Consider the following 13,344-nt stretch of genomic DNA (forward strand, 5'->3'; position numbering starts at 1 on the left):
GTCGGCGGTCAGGGGGCCTTTCCGCCCGCGCTGCCGCGGTGCGCTTTGGTCAGAGATCGGGCGCTGCCTCCGCCACGCGGGCAATATTGTCCACACCGGAATGCATGCTGAAGCGTAACCACCGGCGGAAGGTCTTGATCAGCTGTGCATCGCCGGTCATGAAAATCAGGCCGTTTTCCACATCGCGCCCGAACGACCTGCGGCCCAGATAGACACCCGTGAACACCCTGACCTGCGTTTCCACGTAAAGATCGACATCAAACCCGGGGTCGCTGGCACAAAGCTCGACAGGCTCGCCGGGTCTGGTGATGACCCAATAGGTCGACGCCGGTGATGTCGCGTCTGAAAAGCTGAACCGCATCACGACGCGCCGCTGCGGCAGTTCGCCGAGATCTATCTGCCGCCGGATGTTCCACATCAGCAGATCGGCATCGCGGTCTTCCAGCGCCACCTCGGCGGTGATGTGACGCTGTGCCCATGCGGCCAGCCCCCTGAGGATATCGTCCAGCTCCGCCGCCTTGTCAGTGCGTATATAGTCAATGCTGCCGGTGGCCGGATCCTCGACGCGCACCAGCAAACCGTTTGCCTGCATCTCCTTTAGCCGTTTCACCAGAAGCGTGGGCGACATGCCGGGCAGCCCGCGCCTGATTTCATTGAAACGGGTCGAGCCGCCCCAGAGCTCCCCCAGAATCTGCAGCGTCCAGCGCGGCATCAGCACTTCGCATGCTTTCGAGGTTGGACAGTATAGGCCAAATGGTTTTGTCGCCATCGGTACGCTCCGGACAATTTCGGCTGCGCCCGCAGCTTAGGATGACGGGCGGCTTTCTGGCCAGTACAGTTTCTGTATCGGGGGCGGTTCACTTTTTACACTGCCTGTGGGTGTCCGGCCCCTGTCAGAATGTCAGCCAGGGCAGGGAAAGCTCGACCAAAAGCCGTGACCATGGCCTTTAATCCGGTCGAAACGCCCGATGACCGGACCGACACCGGAGGCCGCTTTGATACGCTGCGCCAACCGGACAAAACGGCCGTGGCCCGAGGTGCAGCCGCCCCGCGCGGTGACCGGACGGGCCGATCGCCAACCGGCTCCGATCGGCATCAGGCGACATCGGCTTGACCACCTCGGGCCGCACAGATCACATAACAACGGCGGGAGAATGATAGCGTGCCGACAGGATCAAAACTCAACCGGACCCTGCGGGAGTTTATTGAAAAACAACCGCTGTTCTTCGTGGCAACAGCGGACCGGACCGGTCGGGTCAATGTCTCTCCGAAAGGGATGAAGACACTTCGGGTCGACGGGGACAACCGGATTGTCTGGCTCAATCTCAGCGGCAGCGGCAATGAAACCGCGGCGCATGTCCGGGCGACAGGCCGCATGACGCTGATGTTCTGCGCCTTCGAAGGCGATCCCCTGATCCTGCGGCTGTATGGTCAGGCGAGGGTCATTCATCCGCGCGACCCCGAATGGCACGCGCTGGTCTCGGACTTTGACGCCATGGCCGGCAGCCGACAGGTTTTTGACCTGCAAATCGATCTGGTCCAGACCTCCTGCGGCACCGGCGTGCCGGTCATGGACCTGCGCCGGTCACGGGGTGAGGAAGACCTCGTGCCCTATTACGACGGGTTGGGCAAGGCGGGCGTCGAAGACTACTGGCGTCGCAAGAATGTCAGAACGCTGGACGGCAGGCCAACCGGGATTTTCGAGGATTGACCGCGCACGGATGCCTCACGGTGCCCGGCGGGCGTCACACCTCGATGTCACCGATCAGGGCCGCCCAGGACGCGCCGTGCATGTCCCGATCCCCGACGGAGCCTTGAACCGCAGGGCGGGGCAGCGAGAACTTCACCACGTTCAGATCCGGGATGTCGAAGCGTTTGATCGCCTGTCCGTCGGTCTGAAAAACGGCAGCGACCCGCGAGGTGCTCAGGCCCTGCGACACCCGCCTGTAGGCATCGGTCGAGCCGCAGAAGATATCGATGGTCAGCCAGAACGGTCCCGCGTTCTTGCTGCGGACCTTGGTGACAATGTCGCGCAGTTCAGGCAATGTCGTGCACCTCGATCCGAAAGGCCTCCATCGGGTCGCTTAGATGCAGCACGTGGTTCAGGGCAAACTCGTAGACCTGCCCCTGATGCATCTCCGGCGGCGAGAAGAGAAAGGCAAAGGTGGGCTGTTCCTCTTCCTGTGTCAGCGGATGGTGCAGCAAGTAGGGGTTCAGCAGCTTGCCGATCTCGGCGGCCTGCGCCTCGGACGGCGCGGTGATGATCCCGATCACCCCGATCTCGAGCGGCGCAGCCGATCTGGTTTCCAGCCCGCCGAAGCTCGCAGAATGGCCGATCAGCCGCAATTCCAGCGCGAAGTCATCCGCACCAAGGCCCATCCGCTGCATTACCTTGGCCCGGCATTTGTCGATGATATCCTCGGCCCATTGCGCGGCGTGTGCGACGTAATGCGGATCGCGCAGCAGGGCCATCAGCACGGTCCTGAACCCCGCGGGCCGCGCACCTTCCAGTTTCACGGTATATCTCTCCGACGGCACCCATTCGGAGCCTTCAACTCGCACGGAGGTCTGGTCAATCGCGGTGTATTCCGCGCCCGTCACGTCCAGATACCCTCCGGGTTCATAGAGGATAAACGGGTCCGCGTTCTCGTAGAGCATATGGGCCGAAACCGTGTGCGGGCTGGCATAGGCCCCGTCGGCCAGCGGTGTGACGGTGAAACCGCTGTTGTCGAAGTCGATCATGATGACACCCGACTGTGGATTGGTCGCGCACAGCGCACCGCATTCGCCGATCTTCGCGCCGTGCCATGCCGCCCCTGCGTGACAGTCCCGCATCAGCGGCAAGGCGGCGATGATGGCGGTATCGGTGGTGCGTCCCGCGATGATGATGTCCGCGCCCGTCTCCAGCGCCGCCGCGATCTGCTCCGCCCCGGCAAGGGCCACGATGTTGGAACAGCTGCGGATCATGTCCGAGGTCACGTCGGGCGCGTTGGCCAGCGGCATGATCTGCCCGGCCTCGAATGCCTGCGCGATCAGGTCCCCGTCCTGGCTGCTGCGCAGGACGGCGATTTTTAGAGGGCGACCCTGTTCGGCGGCGATTTCGCGGGTGATGTCGAGCATCCAGTCAACGGCCGTGTCAGCACCGCATGTACCGGCAGTTCCGATGACCAGCGGCACCCCCGCCTGCGCGCGGGCCGCCATCAGCCCGGCCCATTCCAGCTTGGTCGAGGCGCGGGCGTATTTCGACACGCCGCGCCCCAGGTAGGACGGCCCGCTGTCGGTGGAGCCGCCGTCAATGGCAATGATATCGGGCTTTGCAGCGATCCCGCGCTGCAAGGCTTTTTCATCGTAATTCAGTCCTAACGCCCCGGAGGGGATCAAAACACGTACCATCAGTCCTCATGTGCCGCTGGCTTTTTGAGAAGGCCGCGCAGGAACATCGGGGCGACGAAGCCCGCGATGGCGGCGATCCAGAACCCAATAGCGATTGGAGAGGAGAAAAGATACATCGGATCGCCATCCGACAGGGTCATCGCCCGGCGCAACGCATCTTCCATGTTGCCGCCCAGCAGGATGCCGAGGATCACCGGCACGGTGGGCACATCGAGCTTGCGCAGGAAATATCCCAGAACGCCAAAGCCGATCATCAGAAGCAGGTCGAAATAGCTGCCCGACAGCGAGTAGATGCCCACGAAGGAGATCATCGTCACCCCCGGCAGCAATACCCACGCCGGCACCATCAGGATTTTCACGAAAATCTTGACCATCGGCACATTCATCAGGAGCAGCACGAAATTCGCGATCAGCAGCGAGGCGATGAGGCCCCAGACCACATCGGCCCGTTCGGTGAAGAGTGTCGGCCCCGGGGTGATGTTCAAGGTCATCAGCAGCGCCAGCAGCACCGCCGTGGTGCCCGAGCCCGGCACGCCGAGAGTCAGCATCGGTACCAGCGCACCGCCTGCCGCAGAATTGTTGCCCGCTTCCGGTGCCGCGATCCCCTTGGGCGCGCCGGTGCCGAAGCCGCCGTTCGGCCCTGCGATGGATTTTTCGGTCATATAGGCGAGAAAGGACCCCAGAGAGGCCCCCGCGCCGGGCAGGATACCCGCGATGAAACCCACGCCAGAGGCACGCAGCATGGTCCATTTGGTGGCCATGATGTCCTTCCACGGGATTGTGACCTTCTCCAGCTTCACGCCGATGGAAGACCCTTTGCCATGGCTTTCGATGAAGAAGAAGACTTCGGCGATGGCGAAGAGACCAACGATGGCGACAAGGAAATCAATGCCGTCGTATAGGTGCAGATTGCCGCCCGTGAGCCGCGGCAGGCCGGAGGAGCTGTCCACGCCGATCATCGCGATGCCCAGGCCGATGCAGGCCGCCAGCGCCGCCTTGGCCTGATTGTTCGAGGCCATGCCCCCCAGCGTGCAGAAAGCGAGCAGGTAAAGCGCGAAATACTCCGCCGGACCGAAGTAAAAGGCGACGCGGGCCAGCGTCGGGGCCAGCAGCATCAGCCCGATGGTGGCCAGCAGCGCGCCGACAAAGGAAGCCACGCCCGAGAGCACCAGCGCGTCCCCGGCGCGGCCCTGCTTGGCCATCGGGTAACCGTCCAGCGTCGTCATCAGCGCGGGCTCGTCGCCGGGAATGTTCAGCAGGATCGAGGAGATGCGGCCACCGTACATCGCGCCGTAGTAGACGGAGGTCATCAGGACGAGGGCCGATGTGGCATCAAGACCCAGCGTGAAGGTGATCGGAATGAGAATGGCCACACCGTTGGAAGGGCCAAGACCCGGCAACGCGCCGATGATGGTGCCCAGAAAACAGCCGCAGATGGCCAGAAACAACGTGTAAGGCGACAGGGCGACACCGAAACCGATGGCCAGATTTGCGAGGATGTCCATGTCAGTGCCCTACAAAAGGAATGAGAATGGTGAAAGCGTCCCAGAGCTTTTCACCCGTCGGGATGCGGTAGGCGACGATATTGCCGAGGCCGAGGGCGTATTTGAACAGCAGAAACAGCCCCAGCGACAGGCCAAGACCCGACAGAATGGCCGGGCGCACCCGTGGTGAAATCTGGTAGCTGAGAATGCCCGCCGCGAGGGCGGTGGGCAGCAGGAAGCCCAGCGGTGTCAGGAAAACCGCGTAAAGCGCCAGGACGAGCACGGCAATCGCCATGGCCCCCCATGTGGCAGGCCCCGGCCACGCGGGATCAGGATCAGGTTTGAACAGGATCGACAGCGAACAAATCGCCGCAACCCCGCCAATCATCAGCGGGAACAGTTTTGGCAGGAATTCTCCTGAAAACAGGTTCGTCTGAATCTGAGTGGCAGCCGCGATGTACGCGACTGCCGTGATCAAACAGATCAGACCAAAAATACGGTCTGATGGCATTACTGGGTGACCCCCAGCTCTTTGGACATGCTGGCGATGTCAGCAACAAGGCCATCCACGTAAGACTGGAAATCGCCGCCCACCTTGGTGAAGGGGGCCAGACCGTTGTCTTTCATGGCCTGCGCCCATTCGGGGCTGTCTGCAACCTGCTGCAGCTTGCCGGCCCATTCGTCGAACTTCGCATCCGAGATGTCTTTGGGCACATAAAGGCCACGCCAGTTCACCGCGACCACGTCATAGCCCTGCTCCTTGGCCGTCGGGATGTCTTCGAACCCCGGCACGCGTTCGTCCGTCAGCACCGCGATCACGCGGATGTCGCCATTGGACAGGAAGCTGACCACTTCGGACATGTCGCCGGTCATCGCCTGTGTGAAGCCGCCGACCGTCTGGGTGATCGCATCCGCGCCGCCGTCGACACCGATGTATTTCACCTTGGTGATGTCGGTAAAGCCACCCTCCTTGAGGATCATCAGCGGTTTCAGATGGTCAAAGCCACCCACGGCAGAGCCGCCCGCAAAGGCCACGGAACCCGGCTCGGCCTTGATCGCCTCCACCAGATCGCCCAGCGACTGGTAAGGGCTGTCCGCCGCCACAACGATCACGCCGGGGTCCGCCCCGATCGCCCCCACGAAACGCACTTGGTCGGCGGTCATGCCCGCATAGGCATTCTGCGCCAGACGCGTGGTTGTTGCCGAAGAGGCCGCGACGATCAGGTCTTCGTCAGAGCTGCGCTCGTTGACGACATTGCCATAGGCCAGCCCGCCCCCGGCGCCCGGCATGTTGGTGACCTGCACGGGTTTATCCACCGCGCCGATGTCGAACAGGATCTTGCCGATCTGGCGGCAGGTGAAATCCCAGCCGCCGCCGGGGTTGGCAGGCGCGATGCATTCGGCGGCCGTGGCACCCCCTGCGATCCCCACCGAAAGCACGGCACTCGTCATGAGCGCCTTGAAAAAGCGTTTTGTCATTGGTTCCTCCCATTTGACTTGACGGGTTTCCACCCGTTTCATGTGGTCACAAGACTGTAGGAACCTGACACCAACCTGTCACGCATCAAAGGCCATTCCCGCGACATGAGATTTCTGCTGGTGGAAGACAACGCCGATCTGGCGCGCGCGCTCTGTGGCCGCTTCGCGGTGGATGGGCACGTGGTCGATCACGCGGCCTGTCTCGGCGATGCAGAGCTGTCGATGAAGACCGTGTCTTACGATTTGATATTATTGGATATTATGCTGCCTGACGGGGACGGGCGGGAATTCCTGCGCCGCCATCGCGGGCAGGATGACCCGACGCCGGTGATTGTCCTGACCGCGCGGTCGGAGGTCTCCGACCGGGTTGGTTTGCTCGATCTCGGGGCGGATGATTACATCACCAAACCCTTTGACTTTGCCGAGCTGGAGGCGCGCGCGCGGGCCGTTCTGCGCCGTCTTGGGGGGGCGGCTGGCAATACGCGCGAGTTTGCGGGGCTGGTCTTCGATTCGACCAGCGGCACGATTTCGGTGGGGAACACCGCACAACAGCTGCGCAACCGCGAGATGCGCCTGCTGGAGGTGTTCTTCGGTGCACCGGGCCAGATCTTCTCCAAATCCCACCTGATGGACCGGCTGTTTTCCTTCTCCGACGACGTGTCGGAAAACGCGATTGAGGTCTACATTGGCCGGCTGCGGCGCAAGCTGGCGGCGTCGCAGGCGCATATCGAAACGGTGCGCGGTGTCGGCTACCGCATGGTGCGGCGCGAATGAGGGCGGCGGGCTCTCCCGGTTCGATCCGGCGGCGCCTGCTGGTCCAACTGGCGCTGGTGGCGGCCCTTTTGTCTTTGGCGTTTTTCCTGTCGCTGCGGGTGGTGGCGGAACGGGCGACCGAGGCGACGCAGGACAATATCCTCGCCGCCTCCGCCACCGCCATCGCCGATGCGGTCTATTCGGATGCCGGGGACGTCCGGGTGGAAATCCCCTATTCCGCCCTGTCGATGCTGGGCACGGTTTCCGAGGACCGGGTGTTTTACCGCGTCATCCTCGACGGGCAGACGCTGACCGGCTATGACGATCTGCCGGTGCCGCAGGGCAGGGGGGCACGGCGCGCGCCACTCTTCGAAACCTACGGCTACCGCGACGATACCTTCCGCGCGGTGGTGGTGACCCGGGCGCTCACCGCCGCCAATCAGGCCCGCACCATCCAGGTTGTCGTGGCCCAGACGCGGCTGGGGCTTGCCGCCATCTCCTCGCGCATCACCACCACGGCCACGGCAATTGGCGTCGCCTTCTTTCTCGCCGCCACGGCGCTCTCGGCGCTGGCGGCGCAAAATGCGCTGTCCCCCCTCAGCCGGCTGGCGGAGGCCGTGGCGCGCCGCGGCCCGAAGGACCTGCGCCCGGTCACCGCCGAGACGCCGACGGAGCTTGCGCCGCTGGTAGGCGGGCTTAACAGCTTCATCGCGCGGCTCGGTGCCGCGCTCACCCGCTCCGAGGACCTGATCGTCGAGGCCGCGCATCGGGTACGCACACCCCTGGCCACGGTGCGCACGCAGGCCGAGGTGGTGCATCTGCAGATGGAGAAACCGGAAAACCGCGCCGCCCTGCGCCAGATGATCCGGGCGGTGGATGAAAGCTCCCGTTCCGCCGGGCAGCTGCTCGACCACGCGATGGTCACCCTGCGCTCCGACCAGCTGGAAACCGAGGAGATCGACCCCGCCGACCTGCTGCGCGACGCAATCAGCCGCCTGTCGCCCACCGCCGATCTGAAGGACATTGCCATCACGCTGCAGGTGCCCGGGGACAGCCTGCGCATCCAGGGCGACCCGATCCTGCTGCAGAACGCGGTGCGCAACATTCTGGACAATGCGATCAAATACTCGCCCGCCGATACCGAGATCACCGTCCGCCTGATTGGTGGTCGCCCCTGTCGTCTGCAGTTCTGCGATCAGGGGCGGGGGTTCGAAGCACAGGACATTGAACGCCTGCCGGACCGATTCTCGCGCGGCTCCAACGTGGATGACGTGGTGGGGTCGGGCCTCGGGCTGACCATCGTGCAGGACGTGGCCCGCGCCCATGGCGGAACGCTGGAAATCGCGGCAAACCCACAGGGAGGTGGCGCATGCGTTTCGCTTGTCTTGCCCTCGTACTGAGCCTCTGGTCTGCCGATGCCGCGGCCTTTGAGATCGAGGAGAGCCGGCAGTATCCGGCGGAGGGTGCCGCCACCCTGCGCATTCTCTCGACGGCGGATGCGGATGTGTTCGACCCGATCATCCGGGCGTTTCAGACCCGTCACCCGCAGGTCTCGATCACCTATGACGTGGCCAGTTCGGCGCAGGTGATGACCGCGCTTTTCGAGGAAGGGGCGGTCTATGATCTCGCGATCTCCTCGGCGATGGACCTGCAGACCAAGCTCGCCAACGACGGGCTGGCACGGACCTATACATCGGACGCCACCGCGCGTCTGCCCGCATGGGCCAAATGGCGCAATCAGGTCTTTGCCTTCACGCAGGAACCCGCGGTGCTGGTGCTGAATGCCAGCGCGTTTGACACCCTCGACGTGCCGAAGAACCGGGAGGGGCTGATCGCCCTGCTGCGTGACCACCCGGAGGTCTTCGACGGGCGTATCGGCACCTATGATGTCCGCGTTTCCGGGCTGGGTTATCTCTTTGCCACGCAGGATTCGCGTAACACCGAAAGCTTCTGGCGGCTGATCGAAGTGATGGGTCGGCTTGCGCCCCGGCTCTATTGCTGCTCGGGGGAGATGATCACTGATGTCGCGGCCGGGCGGCTGGTGCTGGCCTATAACGTGCTGGGCAGCTATGCGCGCTCGCGTCTGGCCGACACGCCGGGGCTCCTGGTGGTGGAGATGGATGATTTCGTCTCGGTCATGTTGCGCACCGCGCTGATCCCGAAGACTGCCGAAGCAGCCGCCGAGGCTGGGCTGATGATCGATTTTCTGGCGGGCATGGACACGCGCCCCGATCTGGCAGCACGGACCGGCCTGCCGCCAGTGATCTCCGGCGCGCCCGAAGACGAAGGCGTGATCCGGCCGATCCGGCTGGGCCCCGGCTTGCTGGTGTTTCTCGACACCATGCGCCGCCAGACCTTCCTGCGCAGCTGGACCAGTTCGATTGAGCAGGATTAGCAGGGGTCAGCTCTGAGCCCATAGCAGAAGTGTCAAAATCGTGCTGCGTGCGCTCGCAGAACGATCTATGTAGCATGTGCGACAGGCTCTGTTCTGCAATGCAGCGAGAAGTCCGGTCATTCAGCTGTTTGGTAAACTCCTAGGGTCAGCGCGGTGCTGATGCTTTGGGACGGAGGGAGGATTGGAGGGCAAACAATGCCAAGAGTCCAACTTCCCGTAGTCACCCCAAAACGCAGAGCCTGGAACAAGGGGCGAATTATCGGTCAGAAGCGACCGTTACTTCCGAAACAGGTCTGGGCGCTTCGCGCTCGTCTCGAACTCGCAGGCAATTTGCGCGACTTGGCTATATTCAATGTTGCCATCGATAGCAAACTGCGTGGTTGCGATCTAGTGAGGCTTTCTGTGACCGATCTGGTCAAGGATGACTGCGTTCGTGAACGGGTTTCGGTGATCCAGGGCAAGACCAAGCGACCCGTTCAGTTTGAACTGACTAAAAATACGCGAGATACAGTTTCCGCGTGGGTCCGCTCGCCCGAAATGATCGGCTGTCCGTTCATGTTTCCTAGCCGGTTTCACGACCGCCCTCATATATCAACGCGGCAATACGGTCGGCTTGTCCGCGATTGGGTCATATCCATTGGCTTGGAGCCAAGTGGCTACGGCACCCATTCACTTCGTAGAACTAAGGCAGCAGAGATTTACCGAAAGACCGGAAACCTCAGAGCGGTACAGCTTTTGCTTGGACACACGAAAGTCGATAGCACTGTTCGCTACCTTGGAGTTGAGCTTGAAGATGCGTTGAGCATTTCAGAACAGATCGACATTTGAGTTGTATCGGTGAGCGGCAGTGCCGTTCACCGGTTTCAACCAAACACTTAAACTCGCAGCGGCGAAATCTGACTTTGGGTCAAATTAGTACCCTGAGATTTCTCACTGCGAATGCTTGTGCCATGATGCATCGATCGAACCGTTCGAGTGGACCTGCATCATGCATTGATCGGTCAAGTCTGGGGCTACCTGCGGATCAGCAACCAGACCATTACCCCGATGAACGCAAAGGTTGAGAGGTTCAGAGCTGTGTCAATCGCCTCACCGATCAGCATGGTCAAACTCCTGCCGCAGACCGCGCACGAGACAGACACAAAGCAGCACGCAGACAAATACGAACGGAAGCGCACCGATCGCGATCAGTTTTTTGATGGCGTCGATGGAGCCCGACAGGATCATCGCCGCCCCAAGCAAGCCCAAAAGCGCACCCCAGACAAGCCGGATGCGCGGGCAGGGATTGGGGTCTCCGCCTGAGGAAAATGTGCCCAGGACAAAGGCTGCGCTCACCACAGAGGTCACGATGAACAGGAAAGCTGCGGCAATTGTGGCGAACGTTGTCAGAAGTGGGAACGGCAACCGTTCAAGCAGCGTAAACGTGACCCGCTCGACGTTGGTTGCGGTCACGGCCAACAGATCTCCGCTGCCGCGCAAGGTATCGTAGAGCCCAATACCGCCGAAGGCTCCGAACCAGATCACTGAGAACAGCGTTGGACCAATAAGGACGCCCAGAACGAATTCCCGGATGGTGCGCCCTTTCGAAATGCGGGCGATGAAGACCCCGACAAAAGGCCCCCAAGCGATCCACCAGACCATGTAAGTCAACGTCCAGTCCTGGAACCAGCCGCCAAGGTCGTCGCCAAAGAAGGTCAGCGTTTGGAACCCGCGCGGGATGGCAGCAAAGGCATAGTCGCCGAAGCTGTTGACGACGGAGTTGAGCAGGAACTCAGTCGGACCAAGGACCACCACGTAAAGAACAAGCGCAATCGCGATAGCCATGGCTGTATTGGAGAGACGCGCCATGCCCGACCCCAAATCAACCAAAAGCGGTGGCAAATACACGGCCACCATCACGACAAAAACTGCCGCAATCAGCCAGCCCGCAGCCTTTTCGCCACCCATTAGGATATTCACGCCGTCTGCGACCTGAAACACACCCATCGCGATTGATCCGCCGACCCCGATCGCGATGGCAACGATGGCCATGAAGTCCGATAGCCAGCCGACGATTTTCGCCCAGGCCTCGTCGGGAAAGAGCGACTGGACGGGGCCGCTTACCAGCATTGGCGCACCTCGGCGAAAGGTGAAATAGGCGATGGCAAGTGCGGTGGCTCCATAGATGGCCCAAGCGTGGATGCCCCAGTGGAAATTCGTGGCCAGCAGAGCTTGTTGTGCAGCAATCGGTGACGGCATCATGTCTTGCGCAAAGGCGAAATGGGTCAGGGGTTCTGCAACGGCCCAAAAGAGCAACCCAACGCCCATTCCGGCCGCAAAGAGCATCGCAATCCAGGACGGGGTGGAGAACTCTGGCCGGTCGTCATCGGTCCCCAGACGTATGGAGCCATATCTCGAGAATGCCAGCCAGATGCACAGAAAGAGCATGCCTGTGACTGACAGCATCACGAACCAGCCCCGGCTTTGGAAGTATCGGTCGACGACTGCCGATGCCAGCGACACCAACCCTTGCGCGTCCAACACGCCCCACAGTCCGATGGCGAAAATTGTTGTCAGCGATGCTGCGAGAAGAACGCGGGAACTGGTCACGATGCGGGGTGCCGATCCATGATTGTGTGTCTAGAAGTTGACGAAGAATTGGATGATAACGGCGTTTGCCAGATCGACAAAGAATGCCGAAACCAGCGGCAACACGATAAACGCCAGCGGGGCCGGTCCGTAGCGTTTTGTGACCGATGACATGTTGGCGATGGCGGTGGGCGTGGCACCCAGAGTGAACCCTGCAAATCCTGCGCTGAGAACAGCCCCCTGATAGCTGCTGCCCAGCAAGCGGAAGAAGACATGCAGGACAAACGCCACCGTCATCACGAGCTGAAGGCCAAGCACAAACAGGATGGGACCACCCAGTTCCGCAAGGGTCCACAGTTGCAGGCTCATTAGGGACATAGCGAGAAAGACCGAAAGGCAGTAGTCGGAGATGACCGCGAGAGCCTTAGTACGGGCGGGCCACGCAATCCTTGGAAGGAGAAAGGGCACGGTGTTCGACATCATGATCCCGACCAGCAAGCAGGGCACGAACAGGGGCAGCTTCACACCGGCCTCGATGATGGCAAGATGCAGGATGTAACCGAAGAGAATGGCAACATGAACAGCCAACATGCCGCGCATCAAGCTAACATGGTTAATCAGATCATCAGGGTTTTCCTTGTCGTCGAATTCCAGCCCGACAATCGGTTCGTTATCCTGATCACTTTGCAGGTTGTTCCGGTCGATCAGGCGCTTTGCGATGGGACCGCCAAGCAAGGCTGCCAGGATCAGGCCCAGAGTTGCCGCTGCAACACCCATTTCGGGGGCGGCTCCAAAGCCTGTAAGCTCTTCGATCTGTGGTCCCCATGCAATCGCGGTGCCATGGCCGCCGATCAACGACGCAGACCCGACCAGAACGGACGTGGCGGATGGCAGGCCAAAAACGGTTACTCCAATCAAGCCCACCACATTTTGCAAAATCATGAAGGCGAGCGTGAGCGCCAAAAGCAGCAATAGGAGACGTCCGCCCCGAAAGAGATCAGAGATTTGGGCATTCAGCCCGATAGTCGCAAAGAACGCGACCAGAAGGTAGTCGCGCACCTCAAGATCAAAGGCGATCTGTTGCCCTGTCAGGGCGAAAAATACCCAGGTCAGAAGAGCAACGGCCAGACCGCCCGAGACCGGTTCGGGGATGTTGTAGTCGCCCAGAACGGCGACCTTGCGTGTCAGAAAGGCACCAAGGAAGAACACGACGAAGCCGAGCGTGACTGAGATAAAGGCCGGAACTACGATGTCTGGCATGTCTGCTCTCCT

At 61.5% G+C, this 13,344-nt stretch carries 13 protein-coding genes; 5 read left to right on the forward strand and 8 right to left on the reverse strand.

Annotated features, from left to right (window positions below):
• Positions 1-49 precede the first annotated feature (49 nt).
• On the reverse strand, positions 50-769 hold the full coding sequence (locus KX928_RS05620; RefSeq protein ID WP_219499812.1) for a winged helix-turn-helix transcriptional regulator: 720 nt from the start codon (positions 767-769) through the stop codon (positions 50-52).
• 393 nt (positions 770-1,162) lie between these two features.
• On the opposite strand from KX928_RS05620, the gene KX928_RS05625 reads away from it, so the two are divergent.
• On the forward strand, positions 1,163-1,711 hold the full coding sequence (locus tag KX928_RS05625; protein WP_219499813.1) for a pyridoxamine 5'-phosphate oxidase family protein: 549 nt from the start codon (positions 1,163-1,165) through the stop codon (positions 1,709-1,711).
• Positions 1,712-1,745: 34 nt separating this feature from the next.
• Here KX928_RS05625 and KX928_RS05630 read toward each other — a convergent pair whose 3' ends face one another.
• Genes KX928_RS05630 through KX928_RS05650 form a run of 5 tightly spaced genes read right to left on the reverse strand, consistent with a single transcriptional unit; the run spans position 1,746 to position 6,356 of the window.
• The gene (locus KX928_RS05630; RefSeq protein WP_219499814.1) at positions 1,746-2,045 is read right to left on the reverse strand and encodes a DUF4387 family protein; all 300 of its coding nucleotides are present in this window, start codon (positions 2,043-2,045) and stop codon (positions 1,746-1,748) included.
• Complete coding sequence (locus tag KX928_RS05635) at positions 2,038-3,393, reverse strand: acyclic terpene utilization AtuA family protein (protein ID WP_257883527.1); 1,356 nt, start codon at positions 3,391-3,393, stop codon at positions 2,038-2,040. The genes KX928_RS05630 and KX928_RS05635 overlap by 8 nt, the downstream gene beginning before the upstream one ends.
• Positions 3,393-4,898: a tripartite tricarboxylate transporter permease gene (locus KX928_RS05640; RefSeq protein ID WP_219499815.1), complete on the reverse strand. Its 1,506-nt coding sequence runs from the start codon at positions 4,896-4,898 to the stop codon at positions 3,393-3,395. Before KX928_RS05640 ends, KX928_RS05635 begins: the two co-directional genes overlap by 1 nt.
• Position 4,899: 1 nt before the next feature.
• Positions 4,900-5,388, reverse strand: a complete 489-nt coding sequence (locus tag KX928_RS05645) for a tripartite tricarboxylate transporter TctB family protein (RefSeq protein WP_219499816.1) — start codon at positions 5,386-5,388, stop codon at positions 4,900-4,902.
• Positions 5,388-6,356: a Bug family tripartite tricarboxylate transporter substrate binding protein gene (locus KX928_RS05650; RefSeq protein ID WP_219499818.1), complete on the reverse strand. Its 969-nt coding sequence runs from the start codon at positions 6,354-6,356 to the stop codon at positions 5,388-5,390. The genes KX928_RS05645 and KX928_RS05650 overlap by 1 nt, the downstream gene beginning before the upstream one ends.
• Before the next feature lie 105 nt (positions 6,357-6,461).
• On the opposite strand from KX928_RS05650, the gene KX928_RS05655 reads away from it, so the two are divergent.
• From KX928_RS05655 to KX928_RS05670, 4 genes are all read left to right on the forward strand, one after another.
• Entirely contained in the window at positions 6,462-7,130 is a 669-nt protein-coding gene (locus KX928_RS05655; protein WP_219499820.1) for a response regulator transcription factor, read from the forward strand.
• Positions 7,127-8,509, forward strand: coding sequence for a sensor histidine kinase (locus KX928_RS05660; protein ID WP_219499823.1), 1,383 nt, complete (start codon positions 7,127-7,129; stop codon positions 8,507-8,509). Before KX928_RS05655 ends, KX928_RS05660 begins: the two co-directional genes overlap by 4 nt.
• A complete protein-coding gene (locus KX928_RS05665) occupies positions 8,479-9,504 on the forward strand; it encodes an ABC transporter substrate-binding protein (protein ID WP_219499825.1) in 1,026 nt (341 codons plus the stop codon). Before KX928_RS05660 ends, KX928_RS05665 begins: the two co-directional genes overlap by 31 nt.
• Positions 9,505-9,699: 195 nt before the next feature.
• Positions 9,700-10,332 carry a tyrosine-type recombinase/integrase gene (locus KX928_RS05670; protein ID WP_219499827.1) on the forward strand — a complete coding sequence of 211 codons (633 nt, stop codon included), beginning with the start codon at positions 9,700-9,702 and terminating at the stop codon, positions 10,330-10,332.
• Positions 10,333-10,593: 261 nt separating this feature from the next.
• On the opposite strand, the gene KX928_RS05675 is transcribed toward KX928_RS05670, so the two are convergent.
• Together KX928_RS05675 and gltS are read right to left on the reverse strand one after the other, a co-directional pair.
• The gene (locus tag KX928_RS05675) at positions 10,594-12,093 is read right to left on the reverse strand and encodes a BCCT family transporter (RefSeq protein WP_219499829.1); all 1,500 of its coding nucleotides are present in this window, start codon (positions 12,091-12,093) and stop codon (positions 10,594-10,596) included.
• 30 nt (positions 12,094-12,123) lie between these two features.
• Positions 12,124-13,332: a sodium/glutamate symporter gene (gltS, locus tag KX928_RS05680; protein ID WP_219499831.1), complete on the reverse strand. Its 1,209-nt coding sequence runs from the start codon at positions 13,330-13,332 to the stop codon at positions 12,124-12,126.
• Positions 13,333-13,344: the final 12 nt, after the last annotated feature.

The sequence above is a fragment of the Roseobacter insulae genome (genome assembly GCF_019375555.1).
GTDB lineage: Bacteria > Pseudomonadota > Alphaproteobacteria > Rhodobacterales > Rhodobacteraceae > Roseobacter > Roseobacter insulae.

What these genes read in the sequence shown, in the direction of transcription:
- KX928_RS05620 (WP_219499812.1), bottom strand. Translation starts at nt 769, where the DNA reads ATGGCGACAAAACCATTTGGCCTATACTGTCCAACCTCGAAAGCATGC.
- KX928_RS05635 (WP_257883527.1), bottom strand. Translation starts at nt 3,393, where the DNA reads ATGGTACGTGTTTTGATCCCCTCCGGGGCGTTAGGACTGAATTACGAT.
- KX928_RS05640 (WP_219499815.1), bottom strand. Translation starts at nt 4,898, where the DNA reads ATGGACATCCTCGCAAATCTGGCCATCGGTTTCGGTGTCGCCCTGTCG.
- KX928_RS05645 (WP_219499816.1), bottom strand. Translation starts at nt 5,388, where the DNA reads ATGCCATCAGACCGTATTTTTGGTCTGATCTGTTTGATCACGGCAGTC.
- KX928_RS05650 (WP_219499818.1), bottom strand. Translation starts at nt 6,356, where the DNA reads ATGACAAAACGCTTTTTCAAGGCGCTCATGACGAGTGCCGTGCTTTCG.
- KX928_RS05655 (WP_219499820.1), top strand. Translation starts at nt 6,462, where the DNA reads ATGAGATTTCTGCTGGTGGAAGACAACGCCGATCTGGCGCGCGCGCTC.
- KX928_RS05660 (WP_219499823.1), top strand. Translation starts at nt 7,127, where the DNA reads ATGAGGGCGGCGGGCTCTCCCGGTTCGATCCGGCGGCGCCTGCTGGTC.
- KX928_RS05665 (WP_219499825.1), top strand. Translation starts at nt 8,479, where the DNA reads ATGCGTTTCGCTTGTCTTGCCCTCGTACTGAGCCTCTGGTCTGCCGAT.
- KX928_RS05670 (WP_219499827.1), top strand. Translation starts at nt 9,700, where the DNA reads ATGCCAAGAGTCCAACTTCCCGTAGTCACCCCAAAACGCAGAGCCTGG.
- gltS (WP_219499831.1), bottom strand. Translation starts at nt 13,332, where the DNA reads ATGCCAGACATCGTAGTTCCGGCCTTTATCTCAGTCACGCTCGGCTTC.